At 56.6% G+C, this 26,111-nt stretch carries 29 protein-coding genes, 1 tRNA gene and 2 pseudogenes; 17 read left to right on the top strand and 15 right to left on the bottom strand.

What is annotated here, in order from left to right; translation table 11 throughout:
* Nucleotides 1–20: 20 nt before the first annotated feature.
* The gene (locus PYR65_RS04680; protein ID WP_276120093.1) at nt 21–1,034 is read right to left on the bottom strand and encodes a ketopantoate reductase family protein; all 1,014 of its coding nucleotides are present in this window, start codon (nt 1,032–1,034) and stop codon (nt 21–23) included.
* Nucleotides 1,035–1,490: 456 nt separating this feature from the next.
* Here PYR65_RS04680 and PYR65_RS04675 point away from each other — a divergent pair.
* The 4 genes and pseudogenes from PYR65_RS04675 (at nt 1,491) to PYR65_RS04660 (ending at nt 6,825) form a co-directional block, all read left to right on the top strand.
* A pseudogene (locus tag PYR65_RS04675) lies at nt 1,491–2,201 on the top strand (MOSC domain-containing protein).
* 161 nt (nt 2,202–2,362) lie between these two features.
* Nucleotides 2,363–3,688, top strand: coding sequence for an acetamidase/formamidase family protein (locus PYR65_RS04670; RefSeq protein ID WP_276120092.1), 1,326 nt, complete (start codon nt 2,363–2,365; stop codon nt 3,686–3,688).
* A gap of 99 nt (nt 3,689–3,787) precedes the next feature.
* A pseudogene (locus PYR65_RS04665) lies at nt 3,788–5,100 on the top strand (epoxide hydrolase family protein).
* Between the two features lie 297 nt (nt 5,101–5,397).
* On the top strand, nt 5,398–6,825 hold the full coding sequence (locus PYR65_RS04660) for a pyridoxal phosphate-dependent decarboxylase family protein (RefSeq protein WP_276120091.1): 1,428 nt from the start codon (nt 5,398–5,400) through the stop codon (nt 6,823–6,825).
* A gap of 76 nt (nt 6,826–6,901) precedes the next feature.
* Here PYR65_RS04660 and PYR65_RS04655 read toward each other — a convergent pair whose 3' ends face one another.
* Nucleotides 6,902–7,891, bottom strand: coding sequence for an aldo/keto reductase (locus tag PYR65_RS04655; protein WP_276120090.1), 990 nt, complete (start codon nt 7,889–7,891; stop codon nt 6,902–6,904).
* 130 nt (nt 7,892–8,021) lie between these two features.
* Here PYR65_RS04655 and PYR65_RS04650 point away from each other — a divergent pair, with 130 nt between their 5' ends.
* The 4 genes from PYR65_RS04650 to PYR65_RS04635 all read left to right on the top strand — a co-directional run bounded on the left by PYR65_RS04650 (nt 8,022) and on the right by PYR65_RS04635 (nt 10,393).
* Nucleotides 8,022–8,588 carry a TetR/AcrR family transcriptional regulator gene (locus PYR65_RS04650; protein WP_276120966.1) on the top strand — a complete coding sequence of 189 codons (567 nt, stop codon included), beginning with the start codon at nt 8,022–8,024 and terminating at the stop codon, nt 8,586–8,588.
* A gap of 48 nt (nt 8,589–8,636) precedes the next feature.
* Nucleotides 8,637–9,602, top strand: coding sequence for a quinone oxidoreductase family protein (locus PYR65_RS04645; protein ID WP_276120089.1), 966 nt, complete (start codon nt 8,637–8,639; stop codon nt 9,600–9,602).
* A gap of 210 nt (nt 9,603–9,812) precedes the next feature.
* The gene (locus tag PYR65_RS04640) at nt 9,813–10,133 is read left to right on the top strand and encodes an integration host factor subunit alpha (RefSeq protein WP_276120088.1); all 321 of its coding nucleotides are present in this window, start codon (nt 9,813–9,815) and stop codon (nt 10,131–10,133) included.
* A gap of 184 nt (nt 10,134–10,317) precedes the next feature.
* Nucleotides 10,318–10,393: transfer RNA gene (locus PYR65_RS04635), tRNA-Ile, on the top strand.
* Between the two features lie 182 nt (nt 10,394–10,575).
* Here the strand turns inward: PYR65_RS04635 and PYR65_RS04630 are convergent.
* Together PYR65_RS04630 and PYR65_RS04625 are read right to left on the bottom strand one after the other, a co-directional pair.
* Nucleotides 10,576–12,267 (bottom strand): FAD/NAD(P)-binding protein, encoded by a 1,692-nt coding sequence (locus PYR65_RS04630; RefSeq protein WP_276120087.1) that lies wholly within the window; start codon nt 12,265–12,267, stop codon nt 10,576–10,578.
* Between the two features lie 597 nt (nt 12,268–12,864).
* Nucleotides 12,865–13,584 carry a Crp/Fnr family transcriptional regulator gene (locus tag PYR65_RS04625; protein WP_276120086.1) on the bottom strand — a complete coding sequence of 240 codons (720 nt, stop codon included), beginning with the start codon at nt 13,582–13,584 and terminating at the stop codon, nt 12,865–12,867.
* Nucleotides 13,585–13,754: 170 nt separating this feature from the next.
* Here PYR65_RS04625 and PYR65_RS30570 point away from each other — a divergent pair, with 170 nt between their 5' ends.
* The 3 genes from PYR65_RS30570 (at nt 13,755) to PYR65_RS04615 (ending at nt 16,118) form a co-directional block, all read left to right on the top strand.
* Complete coding sequence (locus PYR65_RS30570; protein ID WP_407951276.1) at nt 13,755–13,994, top strand: DUF6894 family protein; 240 nt, start codon at nt 13,755–13,757, stop codon at nt 13,992–13,994.
* A gap of 269 nt (nt 13,995–14,263) precedes the next feature.
* A complete protein-coding gene (locus PYR65_RS04620; RefSeq protein WP_276120085.1) occupies nt 14,264–14,701 on the top strand; it encodes an isochorismatase family protein in 438 nt (145 codons plus the stop codon).
* Between the two features lie 151 nt (nt 14,702–14,852).
* Entirely contained in the window at nt 14,853–16,118 is a 1,266-nt protein-coding gene (locus PYR65_RS04615; RefSeq protein ID WP_276120084.1) for a GGDEF domain-containing protein, read from the top strand.
* Nucleotides 16,119–16,467: 349 nt separating this feature from the next.
* Here the strand turns inward: PYR65_RS04615 and PYR65_RS04610 are convergent, their stop codons facing one another.
* The gene (locus tag PYR65_RS04610) at nt 16,468–16,803 is read right to left on the bottom strand and encodes a VOC family protein (RefSeq protein ID WP_276120083.1); all 336 of its coding nucleotides are present in this window, start codon (nt 16,801–16,803) and stop codon (nt 16,468–16,470) included.
* A gap of 23 nt (nt 16,804–16,826) precedes the next feature.
* Nucleotides 16,827–17,069 carry a DUF2934 domain-containing protein gene (locus tag PYR65_RS04605; protein WP_276120082.1) on the bottom strand — a complete coding sequence of 81 codons (243 nt, stop codon included), beginning with the start codon at nt 17,067–17,069 and terminating at the stop codon, nt 16,827–16,829.
* A 223-nt stretch (nt 17,070–17,292) separates the two neighbouring features.
* Between PYR65_RS04605 and PYR65_RS04600 the strand changes: the two genes are divergently transcribed.
* Nucleotides 17,293–17,709: a DUF4174 domain-containing protein gene (locus tag PYR65_RS04600; protein ID WP_276120081.1), complete on the top strand. Its 417-nt coding sequence runs from the start codon at nt 17,293–17,295 to the stop codon at nt 17,707–17,709.
* A gap of 99 nt (nt 17,710–17,808) precedes the next feature.
* On the top strand, nt 17,809–18,156 hold the full coding sequence (locus PYR65_RS04595) for a response regulator (RefSeq protein WP_276120080.1): 348 nt from the start codon (nt 17,809–17,811) through the stop codon (nt 18,154–18,156).
* 11 nt (nt 18,157–18,167) lie between these two features.
* Here the strand turns inward: PYR65_RS04595 and PYR65_RS04590 are convergent, their stop codons facing one another.
* The 3 genes from PYR65_RS04590 to PYR65_RS04580 all read right to left on the bottom strand — a co-directional run bounded on the left by PYR65_RS04590 (nt 18,168) and on the right by PYR65_RS04580 (nt 19,721).
* On the bottom strand, nt 18,168–19,172 hold the full coding sequence (locus tag PYR65_RS04590; protein ID WP_276120079.1) for a sensor histidine kinase: 1,005 nt from the start codon (nt 19,170–19,172) through the stop codon (nt 18,168–18,170).
* Between the two features lie 2 nt (nt 19,173–19,174).
* Nucleotides 19,175–19,393 (bottom strand): hypothetical protein, encoded by a 219-nt coding sequence (locus tag PYR65_RS04585; protein ID WP_276120078.1) that lies wholly within the window; start codon nt 19,391–19,393, stop codon nt 19,175–19,177.
* Nucleotides 19,394–19,511: 118 nt separating this feature from the next.
* Complete coding sequence (locus PYR65_RS04580; RefSeq protein WP_060637088.1) at nt 19,512–19,721, bottom strand: cold-shock protein; 210 nt, start codon at nt 19,719–19,721, stop codon at nt 19,512–19,514.
* Between PYR65_RS04580 and PYR65_RS04575 the strand changes: the two genes are divergently transcribed.
* Nucleotides 19,720–19,905 carry a hypothetical protein gene (locus PYR65_RS04575; protein ID WP_276120077.1) on the top strand — a complete coding sequence of 62 codons (186 nt, stop codon included), beginning with the start codon at nt 19,720–19,722 and terminating at the stop codon, nt 19,903–19,905. The genes PYR65_RS04580 and PYR65_RS04575 overlap by 2 nt on opposite strands.
* Before the next feature lie 104 nt (nt 19,906–20,009).
* Here PYR65_RS04575 and PYR65_RS04570 read toward each other — a convergent pair whose 3' ends face one another.
* Complete coding sequence (locus PYR65_RS04570; protein ID WP_276120076.1) at nt 20,010–20,252, bottom strand: hypothetical protein; 243 nt, start codon at nt 20,250–20,252, stop codon at nt 20,010–20,012.
* Nucleotides 20,249–20,422: a DUF3606 domain-containing protein gene (locus PYR65_RS04565; RefSeq protein ID WP_276120075.1), complete on the bottom strand. Its 174-nt coding sequence runs from the start codon at nt 20,420–20,422 to the stop codon at nt 20,249–20,251. Before PYR65_RS04565 ends, PYR65_RS04570 begins: the two co-directional genes overlap by 4 nt.
* A gap of 115 nt (nt 20,423–20,537) precedes the next feature.
* On the opposite strand from PYR65_RS04565, the gene PYR65_RS30565 reads away from it, so the two are divergent.
* On the top strand, nt 20,538–20,822 hold the full coding sequence (locus PYR65_RS30565; RefSeq protein ID WP_407951275.1) for an ATP dependent DNA ligase: 285 nt from the start codon (nt 20,538–20,540) through the stop codon (nt 20,820–20,822).
* 285 nt (nt 20,823–21,107) lie between these two features.
* Here the strand turns inward: PYR65_RS30565 and PYR65_RS04560 are convergent, their stop codons facing one another.
* From PYR65_RS04560 to PYR65_RS04550, 3 genes are all read right to left on the bottom strand, one after another.
* Nucleotides 21,108–21,590 carry a pyridoxamine 5'-phosphate oxidase family protein gene (locus PYR65_RS04560; RefSeq protein ID WP_276120074.1) on the bottom strand — a complete coding sequence of 161 codons (483 nt, stop codon included), beginning with the start codon at nt 21,588–21,590 and terminating at the stop codon, nt 21,108–21,110.
* 176 nt (nt 21,591–21,766) lie between these two features.
* Entirely contained in the window at nt 21,767–22,126 is a 360-nt protein-coding gene (locus tag PYR65_RS04555) for a hypothetical protein (RefSeq protein ID WP_276120073.1), read from the bottom strand.
* 127 nt (nt 22,127–22,253) lie between these two features.
* Complete coding sequence (locus tag PYR65_RS04550; RefSeq protein ID WP_276120072.1) at nt 22,254–23,423, bottom strand: zinc-dependent alcohol dehydrogenase; 1,170 nt, start codon at nt 23,421–23,423, stop codon at nt 22,254–22,256.
* Between the two features lie 308 nt (nt 23,424–23,731).
* On the opposite strand from PYR65_RS04550, the gene PYR65_RS04545 reads away from it, so the two are divergent.
* A complete protein-coding gene (locus tag PYR65_RS04545) occupies nt 23,732–23,950 on the top strand; it encodes a hypothetical protein (protein ID WP_276120071.1) in 219 nt (72 codons plus the stop codon).
* A gap of 85 nt (nt 23,951–24,035) precedes the next feature.
* Here PYR65_RS04545 and PYR65_RS04540 read toward each other — a convergent pair whose 3' ends face one another.
* Complete coding sequence (locus PYR65_RS04540) at nt 24,036–25,301, bottom strand: cation:proton antiporter (protein WP_276120070.1); 1,266 nt, start codon at nt 25,299–25,301, stop codon at nt 24,036–24,038.
* A gap of 419 nt (nt 25,302–25,720) precedes the next feature.
* Between PYR65_RS04540 and PYR65_RS04535 the strand changes: the two genes are divergently transcribed.
* Nucleotides 25,721–26,023 (top strand): hypothetical protein, encoded by a 303-nt coding sequence (locus PYR65_RS04535; RefSeq protein WP_276120069.1) that lies wholly within the window; start codon nt 25,721–25,723, stop codon nt 26,021–26,023.
* Nucleotides 26,024–26,111: the final 88 nt, after the last annotated feature.

Genomic DNA, 26,111 nt, shown 5'->3' with positions numbered 1-26,111 from the left:
ATGGATCGTTGTTTAGGAGCTCAGGCTGCAAACGCGTCCTTGCCGGGAGAGCTTTTGAAATGCGCCAGATTGCTGATCGCCTGGGTGACAGGCATGTCGATTCCGTAAAAGCGGCCGAGCTCGATTACCGCGTCGCAGATGGATGCAAGTTCGAGCTCGTTGCCCCTTTCCAGGTCTTGGAGCATCGACGTTTTGACATCTCCCAGTTTACGGCCGCTTTCGAGGATGGTCTCAGGATCGACCTCGAGTACCGCGTTGTGGGCAGCGATAACGGGAAGTACCTCCTGAAGCATCTGCCGACTGATGCCGACCAGATAGGAATTGCCGAAATTCTGGCGGAGCGTCGCTCCGGTAATGGCGGTCACGGGATTTGAGATCAGGTTTCGAACGACCTTTGTCCAAATGGCGTTCCTTATGCGGGGAGCCTTTCGAGATGCGATTCCGGCCTTCGAAAGAATGACCGCCAACTGGTCCAGACGGTCGGATGGGCTGTCGTCGAGCTCTCCGACCGTCATCTGCAGCGGGTTGAAGGTGCGCGCCGTTCCCAAATGGGTTCGCTCGGCCGTGATCATCGTGGTGGTTCCGATGATCAGACTGGAAGGTATGGTTTGCTTCAGTACGCCGTGAGGGTCGACCGCTTCGATCCTGCGCCCGTTCCATTTTCCATCGATACCGTCGAAGTACCACCACGGGATACCGTTGATCACCGGCACGACGGTAGTATGCGGCGTGATCAGATGGCTGACGGATTCCGCCAGCGCGGGCAAATCGTGGGACTTTGGGCAGAGAAAGAGAATGTCCGCGCGGGAATGTTCGGCGGCCGTAGCCACGTCGGGTCTTGCCCGATGGCTACCGTCCAGATCGATTAACTCGATGCCATGTTGCTGGATGAACGCAAGGGTGACTCCACGCGCGATCATGCCCACGCGGTAGCCCGCTAGATGAAGGCGGGCCGTGATCGTGATTCCGATAGCGCCAGCGCCCGCAACACAGATTTGAGGGTAATCATGTCGGTTTTTGGATGGTTCGGCCATTGTGTGTTCCCGTTGCTCTGCAGGGGAATATTTGTCACCAGGCGGTGTCAGCGGTATTTCAAGGAGGTTCGGAAGCGTTACAGATATCACAGAGTGTAACCGAGCGAGTCTGCCTGATCCGTCAACGTCACTGCGCGCTGTCCATCTTGAAAGCCCAGTGCTACGCACTGAAAGAAACCCTCTGCGACAACGGTTTGAGCAGCTCCTCCAAATGTGCGGTGTCAGCAGTGGATCGAAGTCAAAAGGACCGTGCCAGACGCCCTTCCCGATGCGGACCACCGATTGGATCAAGACTACCTCATGCGTGTATACTACGGACACATCGACACTCTCGCGAATGCCTCGTCTGGCATTCGAAACGACTTCAGCGGCCGCCACGTCCACGAACGTTGCTCCAGGTCGCAAGAGTGGACTTCGCCATTGCGACCGTGCGGACGGAGCTAGGGGATGACAGCCATGACCTCTAAAGCTTTGCTGTCGCTTTTGACCGGGAAAATTTTACCGCTCGGCCCTCGGGGAGTGCCGAGCGGTATAGTGAAAGGACCTGTATCGGGGCCAACAAACCTGACCGTCACGGGCTTCGACGACGACGCCCAGGGTGACCTTGTCCGTCATGGCGGCCCGGAGAAAGCGGTCCATCACTACCCTTACGAACACTATGCCATTTGGAAGTCGGAGATCGGGGACAACAACCTGCTGGACTGCCCGGGGGCGTTCGGCGAGAACTTCTCGACCGTCGGCATGAGCGAAGGGACTGTTTCCATCGGCGACGTCTTCGAAATCGGGTCGGCAGTGCTGGAAGTCAGCCAGGGACGACAGCCTTGTTGGAAGCTCAACGCACGGTTCGGCAACTCCGCGATGTCTAGGTTGGTTCAGTCATCGGGACGCACGGGCTGGTACTAACGAGTGCGCAAACCGGGAATCGTATCGCCGGGCGATCGTCTCGTTTTGGTAGAGCGTCCATCGCCAGAGTGGACGATAAGTCGCGTCTGGCGCACGTTCTATATCGATACGCTTGACCGCAGCGAACTCGAACGCATCTCGAAAATTCCCGCGCTTGCGGAAGGCTGGCGGAATCACGCGATCAGGAGGCTGCAGACCAATGAGGTCGAAGACTGGACCAAACGACTAGATGGCAGGCTATCGGACTTAAACGCACATAACTGAGGGCCCCGATGCCGCGACATTGAGCTAGCCTCCCTTCTCGCTGGTCATACACTCCAGTACAAATCTAGCCGTTCCGGACATATCCACGATACTTGCGCAGCTCATCTATACGCGTGCCGACAGCTACTATGTCGGCGATGTCTTTGAGGAGGAGCAAGAGATTGCCGGATATTTTCAACGGGGTTAAAACCGCAAAGCGAACCATCTTCGCCACCGAACTGACCGACGGACTACTTGACCCTTCGACGGAGATGCTCGGGCCAGTGGCGGATGGCGGCATCATCGTGGCTAGTACCGCACCTGGATGCTGGGGTCCAATGATCACACCCGCGATCCGCGGCGGACACGAGGTAACAAAGCCTGTCGCTGTCGATGGCGCTGAAGTGGGCGATGCGATCGCGATCAGGATCCGATCGTTGGTGGTTACTTCGGCTGCTACATCGTCGGGAAGTGATCAGGCGATGGCTGGACGCTTCAACGGAGACCCCTTTTGCGCTGGCGTTTGCCCCAACTGCAAAACTGAATGGCCGGCCACACGCTTGGAAGGTATAGGTCCGACGGCCGTGAAGTGCGAAAAATGCGGGGCGGAGGCCGCACCGTTCACGATCGCAAATGGCTACACGATCGCTTTTGATGATGAGCGCGAGGTAGGCCTGACGGTCGATCGTTCAGAGGCCGAAAGAATGGCGCTGGACGCTTTGGCGTTGATGGCTATTCCGGACAACTCCATTCAACATCCCATCCTTGCTTTCGCTCCGGCAGACGTGGTCGGTGTGGCAACCCGTCTCCGACCATTTCTCGGTCAGCTTGGTACTACACCATCCAAGGCAATGCCTGACTCACACAATGCCGGGGACTTTGGATCATTTCTCCTGGATGCGCCGCATGTATTTGCTTTGTCCAAGGAAGAATTGCTTGCCCACAAGACGGACGGACATCTGGACATCAATACCGTGAGGGAGGGAGCCGTACTGATTTGCCCGGTCAAGGTGCCAGGGGGAGGAATCTATCTCGGCGATATGCACGCGTTCCAGGGCGACGGTGAAATCGCGGGGCATACCGCCGATGTCTCGGGAACCGCGATCCTGGAAGTGCGTGTCATCAAACATCTGCGGCTCGACGGACCGATACTTTTTCCTGTCGCAGAGGACCTGCCATTTCTCGCCCGCCCCCTGACCGATCACGAAAAACGCTCGGTCTTGGCACTGGCAGCGAAACACGGAGTCGAAACGGTTGAGGTTGATGCCCCCATCACTTTTATCGGCACTGGCGCAGACCTTAACCTAGCCGTCGAAAACGGACTAAGCCGAGCTTCCGAAGTTTTAGGCATGAAGCTCGACGAGGTGAGAAACAGGGCGACCGTGGCTGGCGCTATTGAAATCGGCCGAAGCCCCGGTGTAGCGCGCGTGACGTTCCGAGCCCCGCTTGCAATGCTGGACGCTATAGGCATCGGCGACTTTGCGCGCAGTCTTTATAGCCTCGGTTAGTCCAGATCCGAGAATCTGTTCATCACCCTTTTCGCGCATTTCTGACAGCGGCCCGTTGCTGTCCGCGTCAAAACGCGCCCATAGCCAAGGATCGAAGTCATGGCCTTCCATAGACGCTTTAGTCGACAACTTGCAATCTCCGCCGTCATATTTGCAGCGCTGCTGCCCCTACCGAGCCATGCTGACACCGCCTACCACGCCGCGGAGAAAGGCAACCCCGCAACAGCGAAAGCGACCGACGAATCCATACGTCCCTTTCAGTATCACGCTTCCGACGAGCAACTCGATGACCTCAAGCAGCGGGTTAACGCGACAAAGTGGCCGAGCCGGGAACTCGTCAATGACGATACGCAAGGTGTGAGACTGGATACGATGAAAAAGCTCGCCGCCCGTTGGTCCAGCGGTTACGACTGGCGGGTTGTCGAGAAGCGGCTCAACAGTCTTCCTCAATTTGTCACCACCATCGATGGAGTGGACATCCATTTCATCCATGTTCGCTCACGTCACGAAAACGCGATGCCCATCATCGTGACACACGGCTGGCCGGGGTCGATCGTCGAGCAACTGAAAATAATCGACCCGCTGACAGATCCGACCGCTCACGGCGGCACCGAGGCCGACGCTTTGATATCGTGATCCCGTCACTCCCCGGATACGGCTTCTCGGGCAAGCCCACCGAGCTTGGCTGGGATCCCGCCCGTATCGCGCGGGCTTGGACTGTGTTGATGCAACGTCTCGGTTACAAGAAATTCGTGGCTCAGGGCGGTGATTGGGGCGACGCGGTTACCGAGCAGATGGGCGTTCAGGCTCCCTCGGGGCTTCTCGGAATTCATACGAACATGCCCGGTGCCGTTCCAGATGAAATCCAGAATGCCTTGGATGCCAGCGGACCAATTCCGGAGGGACTTTCCAGTGACGAAAAGCGGGCGTATTCTCAGCTCGATTTCTTTTACAAACACGGGCTTGCGTACGCGCAGGAAATGTCCGCGCGTCCCCAGACGCTATATGCGATCGAAGACTCGCCTATCGGCCTCGCGTCATGGATGCTCGACCATGACGCACGAAGCCTCGACCTGATATCGCGGGTGTTTGACGGTGCAAAAGAAGGTCTGACGCCAGACGACGTACTCGATAACATCACTCTCTACTGGTTGACCAATACCGCGGTCTCGTCGGCACGGCTTTACTGGGAAAACAAACTGGCTTTTTTCGCTCCCAAAGGGATCAAAATACCGGTCGCCGTCAGTGCGTTTCCAGACGAACTTTACCAAGCACCGGAGAGTTGGGTGCGGAGGGCATTCCCCAGTCTGCTTCTCTACAGCCGACAGGAGAAAGGTGGTCACTTTGCCGCGTGGGAACAGCCAGACGCCCTAGCTCAGGATCTAAGAGAGGCATTCAGGCCGTTGCGATAAGGGTTGATTTTCGGCCCGCGCCACCGAGAGATGGATCGTTGTCAATGAAAGGAGTTGGCCCAGACCAGTTGAACGTGTCCTCTACGGATCGAAAACCGCTTCTCCGACTTAGAACGCAACGAACCGGTCCATTTGTACACCGTGAAACCCGGGTGCAACGGTAACAATTTGGCACTGTTCTCAAATCAGTTTTGAACATTGCCAGTGCATCTTCATTTGAGAGATCGGCATCTTCAGGGCTCGCGCTGTGAGGAGACGATCGTCGTCTTAGCAGACTTCGTTTTCAGAGGTATACGAATGACCAATCAAGATATCGGCGGTCTCTTCGCGTCAGCGGCAGCACTTGCCGCCAAATTCAGAGGGGGCGTTGACCAAAGGCTCCAACGTCCGCTGAACGACTACTCCGCGTCCTTAGCGACATTCAAAGAACCTCTTCCCAAAGAAGGCATGGAAATGCCTGAAGTCCTAACGGAGCTGGAGATCAAAGCCGAGCCGGGTCTCCACATGCCCACAGGTCCACGCTTCTTCGGGTGGGTCATGGGTGGATCCCACCCCGTCGGCGTGGCCACCGACTTCCTTACCTCCGCCTGGGGCCAAAACGCGGGAAACCACATGGCCGCACCCTCTGCCTCGGCAGTCGAAGCGGTGACGGCATCCTGGCTTCTGGAGTTGCTTGATCTACCGAGGGAGAGTTCGGTCGGATTTGTGACCGGCGCGACCGGGGCGAATTTCACGTGTCTGGCGGCCGCACGAAGCTCATTGCTGCGGGGAGTCGGCTGGGATGTCGACGCACTGGGCCTTTTTGGCGCGCCGCCGATTACGGTCATTATCGGAGATGACGCACACACGACCGTCTTCTCCTCACTCCAATATCTCGGCCTCGGCCATGAGCGCGTCGTGCGGATCGCAACGGACCGCGATGGACGAATGAAGCCGCACGACTTCGAGCTAGCGCTGCAAAACGTGGAATCACCGTGCCTTGTTATTCTTCAAGCCGGGCAGATCAACACAGGTGCCTTCGATGACTTCGAAACGCTGGTGCCGATAGCCAAGCAAAAAGGGGCTTGGGTGCACGTCGACGGTGCGTTCGGGCTCTGGGCCAGAGCTTCAGAGGTCCGCCGACACCTCGCGGATGGCGTGGAACTCGCAGATAGCTGGGCCACTGACGGTCACAAATTTCTACAGACGCCTTATGACAGCGGCTATGCCATCGTTCGCGACGAGGAGGCCCACCGCCGGTCAATGTCGATTACCGCGAGCTATCTTCCACTGGCCGCGGCTCACGAACGCGATCCGTCGCAGTACGTTCCCGAGCTTTCCCGCAGGGCCCGGGGATTTTCGACCTGGGCCGTCATTAAGCACTTCGGTAAATCCGGGATAGCGGGCATCGTCGACAATGCCTGTGATTCTGCCGACGAGATCGCCACGGCTCTATCGAGAGAGCCAGGGATCAACGTATTGAATACAATCGATCTAAACCAGGTGGTCGTAAGTTTCTCGAACCCCGTTTACGGTATGAGAAACGATGATTGCACAGCCAGCGTCATCGCCAGAGTACAAGAAAACGGAGAAATATTCGCGGGAGGCGCGCGGTGGAAGGGACAGGGGGTAATGCGTGTCTCTGTCTGCAATTCTAATACTAATTTGCGCCAGGCCCGGAGGGCAGCGGCGGCTATCATCGCCGCTTACCGCGCTGTCGCAAAGGCCGATCATGAGATCGCTTGACGATGCAACTGCTGGGGCGCGGCATTGGCAGCCGCCCCTAGATTTTGAAAAGACAAGCGCGCGTGGCTTGTATTGCTCACCTGTTGGAAAGCTGGAGTATCGCCTCCGGCAGCCGCGCACCTGTAACAACGATTTTCGAGACGGTTTCCGCCATTTCTTGGAGGTCTTCAGCTGTTAATACCACATCTGCAGCGCCAAGATTTTCCACAACGCGGTCAAGTCGTCGTGTTCCGGGAATTGGCACGATCCACGGCTTCTGGCAGAGCAGCCACGCTAGTGCGATCTGGGCCGGGGACGCTTGCTTTCGCGCAGCTATGGAGCCGAGAAGGTTTACTATTGCTTGATTGTCATCACGCGCTTGAGCGGAAAAACGAGGTGAATTGACACGGAAATCAGTCGTCTCGAAGCTGGTCGACGCATCAATTTTACCTGTCAGAAAGCCCGCCCCTAGAGGGCTCCACGAAACGAACCCGATACCAAGCTCCTCGCAGAGCGGTAAAATTTCAAGTTCAGATTCGCGGGTCCAAATCGAGTATTCATTTTGCACGGCAGTCACAACCTGAACGGAATGGGCGCGACGGATCGTACCCGCTGCCGCTTCGGACAGCCCAAAGTGTCGTACCTTGCCTTCATCAATCAAGTCCTTCACCGCACCAGCCACGTCTTCGATCGGGACGGAGGGATCAACACGATGTTGATAGAGAAGATCGATAGTCTCGATATTCAACCGCGTCAGCATGCGTTCAGTTGCACGCTTGATGTGATCTGGACGGCTATTTAATCCAGCGTGCCGTTGTCCCGTTTCCAAATCAATATTCCAGCCGAATTTACTGGCAATGACTACCTCGTGACGAACCGGCGCAAGCGCTTTGCCGACGAGAATTTCGTTTGTGAATGGGCCGTATGTCTCTGCTGTGTCGAAAAATGTGACCCCGTTGTCGAATGCCCCCCGAATAACGCGAATTGCTTCTCCATCGCTCGGAGCTGTGCCGTATGCGGAAGCGAAGCTCATCGTACCAAAGCCAATTTCCGAAACATTGAGACTGCCGAGTTTGCGGTTCTTCATGATTGTGCCTTCAGATTGTGACGTGCGCCGTTCGACGATCACCCAGCTAATACAAGCAGGGATTGGCGACGCCAAATTGGAACTCGTCTTTTTCTTGACTTATCGTTCCAGATATCCTATTTGTTTTTCTATGGCTAGGCATAAAGAGTTCGACAAGGAAGAGGCCCTCGCGGCGGCAATGGAAATCTTTCGAGAGCATGGCTTCGAAGGGTCGTCGACGCCTATGCTTACCCGTGCGATGCGTATCGGACGGCAAAGCCTATACGACACCTTCGGCGACAAATGGCAGCTCTACCTCTCTGCCCTGAGCCGCTATGGGCGTCTGGAAATAAGTGCTCATGTGACTACGTTGATGAGCAAGCAGAAAGCAATGGATGGTATTACAGCCATGATCGAACGGGTCGTAAGCGAAGCCCGGCAGTCTTGTCTGGGCGTGAATTCAGTATGCGAGTTCGGTAACCGCGAGAAAGACGTGAATTCTATCCACGCTTCGTCTGATCGCCTTCTTCGCGCCGCGCTGGTCGGGCGCATTGAAGAGGCTCAGTCAGATGGCGACCTTGCACGTGACCTCAACCCGTCCTCAGTAGTCGATTTTCTGTCGGCTAGCTTTGCGGGCATTCGCATCGCGGCCAGGAGTGGTGCCCAAGACGCGCAGTTGAACGACTTGGGAAAAATGGCGGTACGAGCAATTCATTAGTTTTTTTACCTAATTCTGGAACGATCATTCAACATAAGGACTATGAAAATGAAAGCAGTTAAATTGAATGGCTTCGGCGGAGTCGAAGTAATGGAGTACACCGACATCCCGGATCCCGTCGCCGGAGAGAAGCAGGTCATCATCGCGGTGACTGCGGCTGGAGTGAATTTCATGGACATAGGCGCGCGACGCGGCACGATGGGGAGCGGCTACAAGCCGACTGTCCTCGGCGTTGAGGGTGCCGGACGTGTCGTGGAGGTCGGCCCAGGTGTGACGGGGTTCGCGAAAGGCGACCGCGTGGCATGGGTTTTCAACCTTTCCAGTTACGCGGAGCGCATCGTGGCCCCGGTCAACTCGCTCGTGAAGATTCCAGACGACATCGACGATCGGACGGCAGCCGCGATCATGATGCAGGGACTGACAGCGAGCCATTTTGCGACGGACTTCTACCCTGTACAGTCAGGCGACATTGCGCTCGTGCATGCGGGAGCCGGAGGGCTGGGACTGCTGCTGACGCAGATCATCAAACTTCGCGGGGGTCGTGTCATCAGTCGCGTGTCGAGTGAGAGCAAAGCCGAAATTTCAAGGGCAGCGGGTGCCGACGACATCATCGTGGACACAGAAGGGAAGTTTGCCGAGGAAGTACTCCGTCTCACCGGTGGGGAAGGCGTACACATTGTATACGACGGCTCCGGTCCCTCGACGTTCCAAGGATCGCTTGACGCGCTCCGTCGTTCGGGTACATTTTGCTGGTATGGTCCGGTGCTAGGCGGTCCCGGACCCCTAGATATCATGAGTCTCCCCAAGAGCATCAAGCTGGGTTATGCGGTCTTCATGAACCACATTCCGACGCCACAGCTTTTGCGTCAGCACACCGAACGGTTATTCGACTGGGTTCGTCGCGGAGACATCAACGTCAAAATTGGCGGCACATACCCGCTTGCGGATGCCGCCCAAGCGCATACGGCGATGGAAAGCCGGAAGACTACGGGCAAGTTGTTGTTGGTCCCGTAACGGATAAAAGCTTGAAAGGCGCCCCCGCCGCCTTTCAAGCTTTCCTCGAATGCGGATCACCTCATGCTCTCCAAGCAAAGGACGGCTTTGATTTAACATTTGTGACAGGTGAAATAGGTCACAAGAGTTGTCGAGCAGCTGAAAATTGCTGGCTTCTCGCCAACCACACACGATAAACAGATCAAACGATTCTTGCAGAGACTGGGTTGAATGGGACCGACGACAGTTACACGGGCTGATTTGGCAGAGACGGTCTACAAGAAAGTCGGACTGTCCAGGACCGAGTCCGCATATCTCGTAGAAATGGTTCTCGACGAGATATGCGCGGCCATTGAGCACGATAGCAACGTAATGCTGTCTGGTTTTGGCACATTTCGAGTTCGCGATAAAGGCGAGCGTGTCGGCCGTAATCCGAGAACCGGGGAAGAAGCACCGATTTTGAAACGGCGCGTTGTTACCTTTAAAGCGTCTCACGTTCTCAAGAATAAGATAATTAGGAGCCATAGACGTTATATTGCAACGAGCGGCTGACCTTGCTCGCTTGGAAAGCCGATAGAAAGATTTTGGTTATGCAGCGACCGTCCGCCAGTAGTGGCTTAAAGAATCTACAGCGGCTGTAATCAAATCGCCATTCGGATGTGCGGGTATAGTAGCCAATATTGCCTGCGATGAGCGGCGGTGATACATGTTCGCTAACGACTGACGAAAGAAATGTAGGCCTGTAGCTCAACGGTTAGAGCCGTCGGCTCATAACCGATTGGTTGCAGGTTCGAGTCCTGCCGGGCCTACCATCTTTCCCCTCGTCGTTGGTGATTTTTGCGTCGATTTGGCCACACGCTGCTCGGTAGCGAAGCGTTCATGCGGCGGCGACCGATCCGGGACAGCGCCAAGCTGTTGACGATGTTCCTTTGGTTGGAGGCGGAAGCACAACCACTCGTCGAAGCTATTGTTCCGCGTCCACCTAGAAGAACGATCAGGCGACCACCTTCCGCACAGCGTCGAAACCGAACTCGGTGCTTGCGACATCCTCCAGGATGGCCTTCGCCACGAGGCTTCCAAGCTCCTCGGCACTCGTGATCCCCTGGACAAACGGCAGTTTGTGAAGAAGGAACGGTATCGACACGCAGTATAGGTTGTGGCTGAGCGACTTTTCGAACTTTGGCCGGAACTGGCTGTCGAGATCAATGCCGCCCGTCGCGACAGTGGCCGTGTCGTCGTTGGCGGCGAGTGCGGTGGATGCTATCACCGTCCGGGCTTCGCGCACGACACCCTGCTCTATCAGACTTGGAAATGGGACATCCCATGCGGAAACGGCGTGCTGACCCGTCGCGTCGATGAATGCCGTGAAAGCGTGCCGCTTATCTCCGATCTCAATCACGGCTCCCCGTTCGACGGTGTCGTGGTCGAGCTTGTAGTCCGGTCCAAGTTTGAGAACCGACAGCCGCCCAGCCCGATGGAGCGCCAGAAGCCTTTCGATCGACTGGTGCGGCACGGTCGCATAGTCGTCGACGAATAGCGTCTTGAAATGCTTGTGAAAGCGTTTCAGATCGACGTCGTTGAAATGCGGGACGGCCCTTAGCACGGTCTCGTGCATGGACAGTATCGCGTATCGCCAGGCAACAGTGTTGCGCGTCGCCTTATTGGCCTTGGCTTCTCCAAGGTTGAGTGCGGCCCAGGTAAACGGGTCGTAAGTCTCCCGTTCCGCGAAGTATGCGTCGGCCACGGTCTCGACTGTCAGCATGCCGAGCCCGATGCTCTCGGCATAGGCCGGGTCGCTGGCGAACAGCTGGGCACGGAAGAGTTCGAACATCTCGTCGAGTAGCCTGTAGGGAACCGTTTCCACCAGGCGATCCACGGCCGCCTCCGTAAATATCGCGAGCGGTTCGTAGGGGATGGGGCAGTAGAAGTCAGCTTCAGGAAGAAGGCCTTTCCTCGACATCATCGTCAGGTGGAAGTCGGGGCCGGAACCCGAGTGAAACTGCATCGTTCCCGAGTCATCGAGCAGGAACGACCCGTGGGACGTGGCGACCGACACGACAGCGTCTATACCGCTCAAAGACGTTCCGAGTACGCCGACCGAGACATCTCCGATCGTGTCAAGATTTTTGGCTGGCCACGGAGAAACAAAGAATCCCGGTTTCGTCTCGGTTTTCTCCGGCCAGTCATGACCCGTCGCCATCACGACATGGTCGAATGCGTTGCGCTCGGTTGTGCCGTCAGCACTCTCGACCGCGACATCAATGTCGCGTTCTCTGAGCTGAATATCCACGACCCTGTGACTTGCCTTGACGTGAACGACATGCCCGCGCGACACCGCCTTCGCCAAAAGGCCGTTGAATTGCGCCTCGAAATACTCCCCAAGAACGACCCGCGGATAAAACTCCCGTTCGCCGATGGTCTCGACTGGAACGCCTAGCATCGCGAGTTCGGCCGGGTTCTTGCGCCGAAGCCAGTTCGCCAGGCTCTCGCACACGGGTGGTAACTCGATACTTGCGATGTTTGCGAGCATTGCCCGATCGTTGGCGCGGGGGTGATATGGAGTTCCCTTCCCTGGATCGGCATTTGCCTCGTAGACGGTTACAGACACCGGTGTATTGCTCTCCATCAGCCCCTTCAAAGTGTAAATTCCGGTCGGCCCGGAGCCGATGATAGCAATGTTGATCATTTTTGAACCCATATGTTCGACGCGGTAACAAACCGTCGGCTCTGGCGATTCGCTTGCGGTCTCGAATTGCTGTCGGTAAGGATCGCTGGTTCGCTCTCCTCAATCTCTACCTCTTCCTCAATGGCAGAGAGTCGCGGGTTCCCCGCGTCCATCACTGCTGTGAGGAATTCGATCCGCTGCCATCCGGCAGATGTGCTTCTTCCAAAAGTAACTGGACCACTTAGTCCACGGCCTGATGCAATTTAAATATCCGTTCGGGATGGCCCGGCTGTTGGCTTGGCGGATCAATCATGGAAAACTTTCTACGAGAGGATGCTGAGGGCGCGGGCGGACGGGTTGGACACTCGACTGCCGTTTCGTTGGCCACGGGAAGAAATCGGAAAAATCCCCGTGTTCGTCATCCCCGCCGCGTCCGATTGACACGCACCGCGACCCTCGCCGCCAGAACCAAGCATTGGGAAAATGGTTCCATACCGTCGAATCATTTTCCCGACGATCGTGGCTGTAGCCCGTTCGTACAGGACCGACTTAAAAAAGGGTGCGAGCAACCAGTGCGACGCGGCTACCAGCGTTCGACACCGACAATGGACGTTGTGACTATCGTGGTTCTACCCGTAAGTTTAGGTACCCGGGCTCGAACTCCCCGATCGATTTTAGCCTTTCAAGATCGAGTACAGTGATCGTCTGCTTTGTCCATTGCAACACTTTCTCGTCGCGCAAGAGCTGCAAAGTCTTGTTTAGATGGACCAGCGATATTCCTAAAACGTCGGCCATTTCGAGTTGCGTCAGTGGAAACGAAAAGCTGGAGTTTTCAACCTTGCCAACCACCTCGAGCCTCAACAACAGCTCACAAAAAAGGTGAGCCATATGCGACTTCTTCGAGCGCCGTCCCATCGCCACGATCCATTCTCTGTGGATCGCCCCATCGATAACCGTCAACAGCCATAGCAGTCGCGCCAAATGTGGTTCTGTCTCAGTGACTTTCTTCAGGTCGCTGTGATCGGCCAAGGCAATATGGCAGTGCGACAGTGCCACGACGCCATGGTCCATTTCCTTGAGGGGAAAGGCGTGAAGATCGACGAAGTCCCCGGACACATGCAGTGCCGTGATCTGTCTTTTTCCGTCTTCGACAAATTTGTAGCGCGCGGCAATGCCATCAACGAGGAGGATGCTGTAGGTCGGCCGTGAGCCCTCCTTCACCAGGTCCTCATCGGCGGCGATCCAACGCTGGCGCACGATGATTGACGACAGAAGTTGCGCCTCGTGAGACGATACCACGTCACGCGCGCGAAGATTTGCAATCAAAGACTCGATCACTGCATGTCCTCCACAAAAGTTTATCGTAGACGGGCAGGAACAAATGTCACGAGCTATAATTGTAAGCTTGAATCGCGTTCTCTTACGCTCCCTCTCCACCTCGTTAGTCTGTTGTTTGTTTTTAGCTACCTGCCCTGTGCCGACAGTGGCTCTAACTGGCGGAGAGCCTCATGCCGAGATTCCATTTCCATGTCAGGACGTCTCTGGGAGTTGAGACCGACGATGACGGTATCCCCTTTCAAAACCTCGAGGCTGCGACGGTAGATGCCAGGGCGAGTCTGTTCGAAATGATAGCGGACCAGTTAGCCACTGGTCGACGAACAACATATTTGGGCATTGATATAAGCGACGACCTGGGAACTGTACTGGCTGTAGTTACTGTTGAGGACGCGATTGACCGAAACCTCTGACATTATTGAGTACGCCACGGACCGCCGATGGCTGGCGCAGCAGCGGTGTAACTGCGGGCTGGATTGATCAGTGTAGCGATGCCTGCAAGCTTTCTGGCTTTGGCTATAATTGCGCAAACCATCCGGAACATTAATCAAGACCCGGGATATTGCGGCGGAAAATCAAGATGTTCAACTTTCCGGGAACGGTCCATCTGAATCGCAACCTCACTTCAAGTACGAACTCTCGTGCCAAATGAGGTCGAACCGGACGAACACCGCAACTTTCCGTGAGGGGAGTTTATGTCCAGCACGTCCATTCCTGGCAACGTGCGCCACGAAGCCCAGCCGACGGCCCGTTCTTCGCCGCGGGGACTGACTGCGTCCAAATGACGCCCCAGATGGCTCCTCAGGACGGCGAGCCGGTCGTGACCCAGAAACATCCTAATTCGTTCCCCGACGCTGGGCTGGCGGACATGCTTTCTTCGGTTGGCATCGAACAAGTCACGGTCGTCGGAGCAATGAGCCATATGTGCATCGACGCGACGGCCAGAGCGGCATCCGATCTTGGCTACAAGACCACGATCGTGGATGACGCGTGCGCAACGCGCGATCTGGAGTTTAAGGGTAATGTCGTGTCGGCCGACAAGGTCCACGCGGCCTACATGTCGGCCCTTGCCTTCGGTTACGGACAGGTCATGTCTACCGCAGAGTATCTTGCGAAATGATCTTTCCCTGGGTGACGCAGCGATTGTACCGCCGTCGCCCAACATACTCGTCAACTGACGCGATCATTTCTTATTTAGAAGTCGCAAACCCTGTTATTCGACGAATCCCGTCCGCTCTTGTTTCCTATGATGTGCGTCCTAAGTCCATCAGATGAAGGAACAACCGATAACGGGTTCTGGGAAAGCGACAGGCGCGTCGCCGAAGCCTGTCGCAAGGCTAAGCGCAGTTACCACCGAAGAAGTGGAGCGCCAACTTGGCGGCCGAACCCGCGATATTCACCTGAACAGCGAGCTGTCCTGGCTTTTCCGCGAGCGAACCTGGCCGCAGATGTCCAAAATCATCCGGGCTTGGATGATCTGGGTGATCGTCCTCAATGTCCTGACGTTGTGCCTCTATGCGTTCCTCCTCCCGGCCGGGACGGTCCTGTCGATGCTGCTGCCAGCCTCGGTTCTTCCCCCGGCAGCCATAACCGTTGCAGTCTTTTTTCGCGAGCAAAGAGCTGGGTGGCTTCAGGCAACGGTGCTCCTCATTGGCGTCTTCTTTATTCTGTTGTCCGTTGCCTTGGTCGGGGTTGCGACCGGCGGCGAGTTTTACGAGCGGCATTTGACGATAATGCTTTTCGTAGCCGTGACCGCAATCGTCATCTTTCCGATTCCTCTTCGCTGGGCCATGGTAGTCGGCGCGTATGCGGTCTGCATTTACCTTGTATTTCAGGTCCGGAACCCGGACATCGAGCCAGGAAGTGCGGTGGCGGGGACTCTCTTTTTCGCGAGCGGCATCGGCGCAACCTTGGTGGCGCGGCGGACTGCCACGATCCTGGCACATAAGACGTTCCTGCTGGAGTTGCGGGACCGTAGTCGCCTAGCCGATCTGTCCGATGCCAATGCCCGGCTCGAGCTGCTCGCCAGGACCGACCCGTTGACGGGTGTCGCCAATCGGCGCTCGATGAGGGACACGCTCGACAACTGCTGGAACGAAATGGGAAATTCAGGGGGTGCCGCGATTCTGATGTGCGACATCGACGATTTCAAGAGTCTGAATGACAGCCTCGGACACGCGGAGGGCGACCGCAGTCTGGTGAAGGTCGCCGGCATCATTCAGAGCAGCCTGAGAAATGATCGTGATCAAGTCGCCCGCTACGGAGGCGAGGAGTTTTTGGTCCTGCTTCCCGATGCCGACAAACATGCCGCCTGTGCAGTCGCCGAAACTATCCGAAAACGGGTCGAAGCCGCGTCCCTCCCCAATCCCCTGTCGCGGGTCATGCCGGTCGTCACGGTCAGTATCGGCGTAGCCGTTGCGAAGCGGAGTGAAGGCACTTCTGCCGACCGCCTTCAGACCCAGGCGGATAATGCACTTTACTCTGCCAAGAGCCAGGGACGGAACCGGGTCCTCACTTACGTCGGATCGAATGAGTAACGGCGCGAACGCGTGATGTGGCAGCGCGGACGGGAACAATGGCGTTCTTTCGCCGGACGAAGGTGCGGCCAGTGCGATATGGCTTGCGACAATCGGGGCTGACGGACCCACAGGGTGCTTCTTCGGTATTGACGGTCCGCAACCGTGGTAATCCAGTCTGCGATCTAGCTGACATCTCTGCCTGGTGAAAAAAACGAAGGGCGCTCCATCCATTACTGGAGAGCGCCCTTCGCAGACCCGGACAGCATCGCGCGCGACAGGGTCACTGCGGAAAGGCATATATAACGGGTGATGGTCCATAAATGCGTTCGGCCGATCCCGTTTTCAAGGCCGACACAATCCGCCCTTCCTACGCTGGCTTGGCCAGCACCAGTCGATTTCCGTCGAGGTCTTCGAATATCGCGATCTGGAATTTGCCGGAACTGCGTTCGCTCGGCTGATGCCCGAGTTCAGCAAGGCGTGCCAACTCAGCCTCGAGGTTGTCCGGAACGAGTGTCGCGCTGGAACTCCCTGCCCTATCCGCGTCTTCGAAGACCTGGACAGTCGACCCTCCTGGGAAATCCCATTCCACGTCCGCTGCCATAGGTATGCGGTCGGGCTGACGATCGAAGAAAGCCGTGTACCAAGCCTTTGCCGCTTCCATGTCCGCAACAGCGATCCCTGCCAGAATGTTCTCGAACGCCATGCCCTTTTCTCCCTGTTGCTTGCTCAGTCCGGGCTGACCGTGGATGATGGCCTGATATCGACGGCGGACTCGGTTTCGCCGTCGTCCTTCGCAAACTGGTCATCGGCTTGTTGATTGACCTTGGTCACGTCTTCGGATTCCTGTTCGGTGAGTTCGTGCTGGTCTTCGGCACGCCCCCAGTGATCGTCGTGAGCGCCCTCAGGTCGACCCTCGTCTTCCCATATTTTGTAGGCCCGTTCGCGCTGCTGTTGTTCTCTGTCGTCCATATTCATCTCCTCGCGTTGGTCGCAGATAACTCGGACCGCTGGAGACTCGTTCCAGCGGCTTCGCTGTTCATTGGCTATGGTCGGGCGACTGGTACGTATTCGTGAGGACTGGGTACTGCTATGCCGTAATTGGTGCTTTTCCATATCGAGACCGATATCGGTGTGGCTTTGCCGAACCATCCGCCTGTTGAATCGTTAGTCGGGACAAACGGGAACTTGCTTCATGAATAGACTGCTCGTTGCGTCCCTATTCGCACTCACATCATCACAGGTGCTGGCAATGGATAGCCTCTCCGACCTCGCCTGGAAAAACCGCGTTGTTCTCGTATTCGGCAATTATGGCGATCCGAAAGTGGCACGGCAGGTGGAGGCCCTGGAGACCGAGGAAGCAAAGCTAGCGGAGCGTGACATTGTCGTTATCCGCGTTTCCAAGGAGGGGGCCTCGTCTGCCTATGGGAACATCCCTGCCCTCAATTCTGCTAAACTCAGGAAGGATGCAAAGATTGAGGATGACGGCTTCCACGTCGTTCTCGTGGGCAAGGATGGCGGAATAAAGCTTCGGAGCGAGGACATCGTCGGTAATGTCGAAATGTTCGACCTTGTCGATAGCATGCCGATGAGGCAGGCCGAACGGAAATGACCACCTCGACTGACCGTAAGATATCTAGAGGAAAGATACAACTTCACGAGGAACGTTGATTGCCGGGCGGGAGTTAATAAAAAAATCTGGGAGTGGGTCATGCGAAAAGTGCTTGTGGTGGACGACGAGGTCCTTATTCGAATGACCGTGATCGACGCGTTGGAAGAAGCCGGGTTCGTCGTGATCGAAGCCGGCACAGCCGATGAGGCAATGAACATCATCGAAGAGCAGACAATCCATTTCCTCTTCACGGATATCCAGATGCCAGGCCAGCACACGGGTGTCGACCTCGCGCAGGAAGTGGCGGCCCGCTTTCCGGAAGCCAGGATCATCGTCGCATCGGGGCGTGTCAGGTCGGACGAGATCGAACTTCCGCCGTCCGCAGAATTCCTGTCAAAGCCATACGACCTCGATCGCATCGTGAAGCGGTTCAAAGCGCTGTCGTGACAAGGAACTGACTAGGAAGACAATCTATTTCCGTCGATCCGCATCTTTACGAGCAGACCCTCTTTCGACCAGTCGTGCTCGAGACTGCCGCCCAGGTGACCGGCCAGAGTTCTGTGCAGAAGCTTGCTTCCGTAGCCGCCAGCGCCCTCCGGCTTTTTCACATCAGGTCCGCCGCGTTCGGTCCATTGTATCACGACATCGTCGCCGACAACGGAGCCAGATACGTCGAGAGTTCCTTCGGGCACGGACAGCGCGCCGTATTTCAACGCGTTGGTCGCGAGCTCGTGGATGACGAGTGCCAGGCCTGTCGCCGCCGTTTCGCCGACACCGAGCCTCGGGACGGCGACCCGTACCCTGCCCGCAAAGGCGCCCTCGTCGTCATAGGGTGCCAGCAAGACGGTAATGATGTCGCCAAGGAGCGCCGCGTTGCCCTGCCCGTTCGGCAATGGCCGCACGAGGTCATGCGCGCGCCCGAGCGCGGTCAGACGGCCGGTGAGTTGTTTGGTCATGATTTCCACGGACTCTGAAGACCGCGACGTGATCTGCGTTAGGCCCGAGGCGATCGCCAGAAGGTTCTTAACCCGATGGCTCATCTCGCCTGCAAGAAGCTCGTGGCTCTCCTCGGCGTTTTTCCGACCCGTGACATCCAGAAAAATGCCTGTCATCTTCCGGTCCTTGATGCCCGCGTCGTTGCCACGTCCCCGTGCGGAAATCCAGTGGACATCGGCGCCGATGATGATGCGGAAATCGACCTCATAGGGTCCGACAACGCCTCGGGTAGCGGTAAACGCCGCCCGCACCCTGTCCCGGTCGGCGGGGTGTATCTTGTCTGACAGGCGCTCGAACGTGAGCGGTTGCGCTTTCGAGACATCCCAAAGCGTGTAGCCATGACTATCCATGATGAGAGCGTCGGTATCGACCTGCCAGGACCATAACGCGACTCCTGCCGCCTCGAGCGCGCCTCGAAGTTCGTCGGACGACCAGTCGGCATGATCGAAGCTATGGTCCTTGGTCATTATCAGGCCCTCTTACGCGTTTTCACGGCAGGTTTTGTCGAGGCGCTCAGACGGTCTTGTTCCTCCTTGGCGAGCCGAGCCTCACGTAGTCGGGATGTCTTCTCTTCACGGGACTTCGTCACGTGATCCATCTCCTCTACCGCGTTTCCGCGCGCGAAGAACTGGGACTGCAGGTGGCCGAATGCGACTTCGGCATGTTCACGGGATTTGCTGACGGACATTGGTCCTCCGATCGCTTTGGACTGAGAAACGGAAAAGGCCGGACATAAGCCCGGCCTTCCAAAAAACTAACTCGACGCAGTGCCAGTACATCCGTGGTCAAAGCGCGAGCAGTTCAAATTACGCGGCCTGAAGATTGGTGGCCGACATCTTGCCCGACTTCTTGTCGCGCTCCAGTTCGTAGCTGAGCTTCTGACCTTCGACGATTTCGCGCATTCCTGCGCGCTCGACGGCCGAAACGTGAACGAAGGCGTCTTCGCCGCCGTTGTCAGGCTGGATGAAGCCGAAGCCCTTAGTGGAATTGAACCATTTTACTGTGCCTGTGGTCATGATGAACCCTTTCAAAGCAATGTTAAACGACCGCCAAGCCGAAGCGGGGCGGATGGTGATAGCGATTGTTTTTGAGAGGGAAGTTCGTTCAGGCGCGGTGCTAATCGCGCGGCAACCAAAGTTCAGCAAGCAAAATATCGATAAACCACTGATAGCGGAATTACAGGCGCAGGTCAACTTTTAGTTTTGGCCCAGCCGAGTCCGCGCCTGAATGACTCGCCGCTGGAGAACATGGTCAGATCGAACCAGCCGTCCAACGGATAAAGGCCGCAACGTCGAAACCAACCGCTACCGCCTTCGACGGCCAGCGAGCACCGCCACATGGACCAGGACAGCCGTCGAAAGCAGGATCGAAGAAACCAGCGCCCCTACCGACAGCAGTCCACGGTTCGTGATCTCTGCCTCCGCCCTGAGGCCGCTATGCTTGGTCAGCATCAACGACACTTCGGCTCGCTGGACTTCGCGCATCGGCGACACACGGGGGCCCTGATGCTTCTGCTGGTCAACACCGCTGGCCTTGCCGTCTCTCATTTCTTCAGCTTGTCCTCGACCTTGGCTCGGCTATTGCCAGCTTGCTTGACGGCATCCTTGACCTCGCTTTTGGACACGCCCTCCTTCTTAGCCTCGTATGCGACTTCGTGGTCCTGCCCTGCGGCGACCCGTGCCCTGTCTTGATTGCGCCCGCGTGTTGTCGTTGCCATTTTGAGCCTCCCTGGTTGGAATGATCACCGATAACTCTGCTGGATTCACGAAGTTCCGTGACGGGCGAAACAGGAGCCGGCCGTTCTTTAACGTTTCCATGTTTTCCTTGCGTTCATGGCAAAGAAAAACCTCGGATCGCTAGCCGCGCGCAAGGGGCGACGATCTGGTCTACATCGGAAACGTCGAAACGGCTTTTCGAATGCGGTCGCGCGCCAAGTCAGCACAAAGCTCGACGCGATCGCCAAAAAGCGACCGACAGTCCGCATGAAGACGAAGTCTGCTGTGTACGTCGAGCCAGTCATTGCTGCCAAAATCGAATACCGCGCGTGGACGGCCGACGGAAAACTCCGCCCCCCGTTCAAAGGCCTACGGGATGTCGCTGACGAAATAACGATCTAAGAAGTCGGAGGCTGATCAGTCGACGCTGCAGGCCAAGCGTGGATTTGGCGGTGCAGCTTCTTGTAGAGGAGGCGCACACGCTCGGATGGCAACGCGGCCATCCGACCCAAGCTAGTGATGTGTTAACGTCGCTTGCTGCAAAAGAGCGGCACTGTCTTGATCGCACGGCTCTCGCTGGGCACTCCAGTGATCAATTTTGTTGCAGGACAGTATCGACAGCTGTCCGATCAGGCAAAGAAGCGCCCGACCCGGGCTCGAACCCGGTACCTGAGCGCTTAGCTCGTGCTACAGCGTTACGTCAGCAACGTTGTCCTTGTAGTCCTGCTTTGGGTCTGACCCCAGCAGCATCTTGATACCCGCCCAAAGACTCGATCCATCCTTCCAGATTTCGGCGTGCTCTGCGTCCAGGCGCAGAAGAACCAGCTTTGGATCGTCCTTGCCGCCTTCATACCATGCGGCGATGTAACGGTTCCACAGGCGATCGACTACCGCCCGATCATTATCGACGATGAGTGCGCCGTGGATAGCGGCGAACACGTCATGACCTTTCGAAGCAAATGTCGCCACGGCACGGCCACCGCCCTGAACCTGCCTCACCAGTTCAGAATCTGTGGAAGTGAAAAACCAAATCGGTCCATGATCGTTTTCAACTTGTGCTGTCATAGGACGGGTATGGCTTTCATCCACACCCGACAGACCCAACATGAGCGTCATGTCGCTTTTGAGCGCCTTCCAGAACTTTTCGCGAAGTTGGTTTTCGTCTGCCATGCTAACCCTCTCCTTCTTCATGTTTCGGATAGTTAGATGGACCTTCTCCTCGACATGTCCAGAGGGGCTATTTCGTGTAAATGGTCGAGCAAGCCTACCCGCGTGGCACATCGTTCTTGGACGCTAGCGGCCACGTTAGGGACAGCTAGGGTTTCGTCGACGCGTAGTGGTCAAAGTTACCGTGTATCGAGTTGGGCGGCAATCATCGGGACCGCCGCCACACCCGCAGCCCCTAAACGCAACCGCTTCACGATTCGACCGAGAACTACCGTGGCCAGCGACATAGCCGCGATGCGAACCAACGGATGGAGCTCACCTTTGGTTTCTGTTCGGCCCTCTGCCACGTCTACCCGCCTTCGAATGCTGTTAACGCGTTCGCGCAACTCGTAGACCTCGTCGCGCAGTGCCGCGATCTGTTCTTCCTGCGTTGTGGTTTCGCCATCTTCTTCGCCTATCGGCTCAGCGATGTCGGACAGGTGGTCATTGAGTTGATCGACACTGTCCCTGTCGAAGCCCCTCGCCTTGATGTTGGTCATGGATAACTCCTTTGTGAGGGTCCTGAGGTTGATTGAACACAGTGAACGCGCGTAAGGCGGTTAATCGTTGATGTATTCCATCGCAGCTGCCAGGTTGTCTCAAGTGCAGTCGGTCTCTGGTCCCGAGCTATGGCCTGAGCACTACTTTGATTACCCCGTCCTCTTTATCGCGGAATTTCTTGTACATTTCCGGTGCATCTTCCAGAGCGGCGGGGTGAGTGACGACAAAGCTCGGATCAATCTCACCCGCTTCGATTTTTGCAAGGAGAGGCTTTGTGTATTTCTGTACATGGGTCTGTCCCATCTTGAGGGTAAGACCCTTGTTCATTGCCGCGCCGATGGGAATTTTGTCACCCATTCCGACATAAACGCCTGGAATGGATATCGTACCGCCTTTACGGCAGCTCATAATGGCTTCCCGCAGCACATGGACTCGATCGGTTGCGAGATACAGTGCTGCCTTTGCCTTATCCAGTAGAGCGTCTGCAGAGCCGTGGCCTGATGCCTCGCAGCCGACGGCGTCAATGCAGCTATCAGGGCCCCGGTTGGCGGTGCGTGACATGAGTTCGTCGTAGACATCCGTCTCGGAAAAGTTAATCGTTTCCGCCCCACCCGCTTCTGCCATGGCGAGACGTTCGGCCACTTCGTCTATGGCGATCACGCGGCCCGCTCCCATCATGAGCGCCGAGCGAATTGCGAATTGACCGACCGGGCCACATCCCCAGATGGCCACCGTATCCCCGGGCTGAATTTGCGCATTCTCAGCTGCCATGAAGCCTGTGGGGAAAATATCGGATAGAAAAAGCGCCTGCTCATCAGAGACACTGTCCGGCACCTTGATTGGCCCGACATCGGCCATAGGGACGCGAAGATACTCAGCCTGTCCCCCGCTATACCCCCCCAGCATATGGCTAAACCCGAATAGTCCTGCCGGGGAGTGGCCCATGGCCTTGCGTGCGATCTCCGCGTTGGGGTTCGTAGTATCACAGCATGAGTACATCCCCTGTTTGCAAAACCAGCAATCGCCGCAGCTTATCGTAAACGGTACAACAACGCGGTCGCCGATCTGCAGGTTAGTGACGTCCGAACCCAACTCGATCACTTCGCCCATGTTTTCGTGGCCGAGGATATCGCCACTCTTCATGGTTGGCTGGTAGCCATCAAGGAGATGCAGGTCAGAGCCGCAGATTGCGCAGCATGTTATTTTGATGATCGCGTCTCGGGAGTGTTGGATTTTGGGATCGGGAACAGTGTCGACGCGAACGTCACCTTTTCCGTGCCAGCAAAGTGCGCGCATATCGAAACCTCCATTAATGATATGCCCCAACTGAATGAATCAGCAGTTGTTCCCACCAACGATGACGGAGTTCTGCGACCGATTTCAATTGAACATGGAGTAAGCCTCAATCCCGGTGCCGATCGTGTCGCTGTTCTTCCTTCAAAAGCCTACCGCGGGAGGAGGTGTGGCAGGCTTTTGAATGATGAACACCAACGGGGACGAGGAGTGTCGCGGTTCACCGAACCATTGCGTTCGGCGCATGGGTGTCGGAACTTGTGCCACGCTCGCTGGTTCAGCCTTCGATCATTTAAACCCGGGAGAACGAAATGGCTGAACCTGAAACCGATGCCGCTGAACTTGCCGCTCACTACGTCAAGCTTGGCGGAACACGAATGGGCAAACTTGACGATAACATAGTCGAAACAAGGAAATGGGACGATGAGCCAGAGGAAGCATCCCAATTTTGGAGCGAACGGATCGAGACCTTGCCGGACGCGAAGCGCCGCGAGGTGGAAACGAACCTTCCGTCAATGAATTCAAAATAGTCGCCCGCTCTGATTAATGATGATCTGGGTGACGCCTCCGGATAGAGTCCAAAACGATTCCGCCATCGCTCTTTTGTCCCAGCGGTCAATGAACCGACGGTCTGTCCACAACTTGCTTCGACCGTGCTCTGCGGCCATCGATCCAAGCCATCGTTGGCGTGACGGCGGTACCGTGGACGACAATCGACGCTATCACGATCATCAGCACCGTGGCCCACACCGTTTCTACGCTTTCGAACTCGGCGTGGCCGCTCGCGTATGCCAGATAGTAGATTGATCCGAGCCCTCGGATGCCGAATACCGCAATGATGACGGCTTCGCCTGGAGGATGTCCCGAGCCGATCAGCGATAGCCATCCGATCAAGGGGCGAACCAGAGCGATGGCGAGAACGGCCACTGTCACCACGCGCCAGTCAATCCCGGCGAGGAGTTGCCCGCTGGCAGCGATCGAGCCAAGGCAGACCAGCAACACCATCATCAGCAGGCGTTCGATCTGCTCGGCGAAATCGTGGAGCTGTTCATGGAAATCGTCGTCACGTTCGCTTGCTCTGAAGGCTACTGCCGCCAGGAACACGGCTACGAAACCATATCCGCCGATCAGCTGGGTTAATCCGTAGACTGTGAACGTCATTCCGAGTGCGACAAAGCCGTCCTGCGTTTTCGCCAGGCTTATGTCACGAAGCTTGAACGAGAACACGCCGAACAACTTGCCCATAGCCCATCCCATGACGACGCCCGCGCCAAGCCTCCATACTATGTCGATCATGGCCCAGTGAGCGAACAGGTCATTGCCTTCTTTTGTCGCCACCGCCATGGCAATCGCCAGATGGACGAATGGAAAACTCAAGCCGTCATTCAAACCCGCCTCGGACGTCAGCGCGAAACGAACTTCGTCCTCTTCGCCCGTCTTGGGCGGGCCAACCTGGACATCGCTTGCAAGGACCGGGTCCGTGGGTGCGAGCGACGCACCGAGCAAAAGCGCCGACGCGACCCCTAGTCCGAGTATCCAGTAGCCGAGAAGCGCCAACACGGCGATAGTCAGCGGCATGGCGATCCCGAGGAGTCGCCACGTCGTTCCCCAACGTCGCCACCCGATCGGTCGATCAAGTTTGAGACCTGCACCCATTAGCGCGACGATGACAACGATTTCCGTCATACGTTCGGTGAAGTCGCGGTTTTCCAGCGGGTTGAAGCGAGGCAAAAGTGGAAACGGTGACCACGCGAGAAGTGCGCCGATCGCGAGGCATGCGATGGGGAGTGACAGTGGAAGCCGCCGCATCAGCATGGGAAGCCAGGCAGTCAGGAGGATCACGAGCCCGAGGATCGTTAGCGTGACAATGTAGATGTCCATGCACGCCCGCTTTCATCGATGTACCTGTAAGCCCAAAACGCACGGCAACCAGAAAAGTTACAAAAACATATCGAAGGCCTTGAAGCGAGTTTGGCGGACTCTATTGATTTAGCAATGGAACATATATCGCCGCCGAGGATACCCCTCCAACACCCTGATCGCTTTTTGACCTGTCAGGAGGCTATCGAAACCGCATTCCGACAACTTGCTGATCTCGCAGTAAGTGCGGGATGGGACAAAAGCGAGGTCGCAGCCGCGCTTGTAGATGTCGCCGACTGCCACATGCTGTCCGTGCAATGCAATCTGGAGACCGACAAGCTGACGAGAAGTGCCATGGAGAGCAAGTTCCTCTAGGCCGTGGTCTCTGGCCCCGAAACGCCATCTTCCTTTAGGTCACGCTCCTCTTCAATAGCTGACAATTGGCCGTTCGCCGCGTCTATAACCGCCGTCAAAAACTCTACGCGCTGCCACCCGACCAGATGGGCTTCTTCGACAAGCAGTTGAACCGCGTAATCGACCGTCTGTTCGAGCTCGACCTTTCGCTCGGGATTCCCCGGGTTTTGGGTAGGAGGGTCTATCATGCTGAATACCTCACGAGCGATAGGAAGCGAGACTTGGTTGAAATCGCGACGGACGGGTCGGGCGCTCGACTGCCAATTCGTCGGCCACGGGAAGAAACCGGAAAAATCCCCATGTTCGCCATCTCCGTCATGTCCGGTTGACACGCCACGATCTCGGCATGGAAACCAAGGATGTGCGCATTGGTTCCCTATGGCCGTTGATAGTCTCGAGGCAAGGTCTATCTTTCCT

The sequence above is a fragment of the Pararhizobium qamdonense genome, from assembly GCF_029277445.1.
In the GTDB taxonomy this organism is placed as follows: Bacteria; Pseudomonadota; Alphaproteobacteria; order Rhizobiales; family Rhizobiaceae; genus Pararhizobium; species Pararhizobium qamdonense.
Note: the sequence above shows the minus strand (reverse complement) of the source record. Positions and strands in the feature narration are given on the sequence as shown.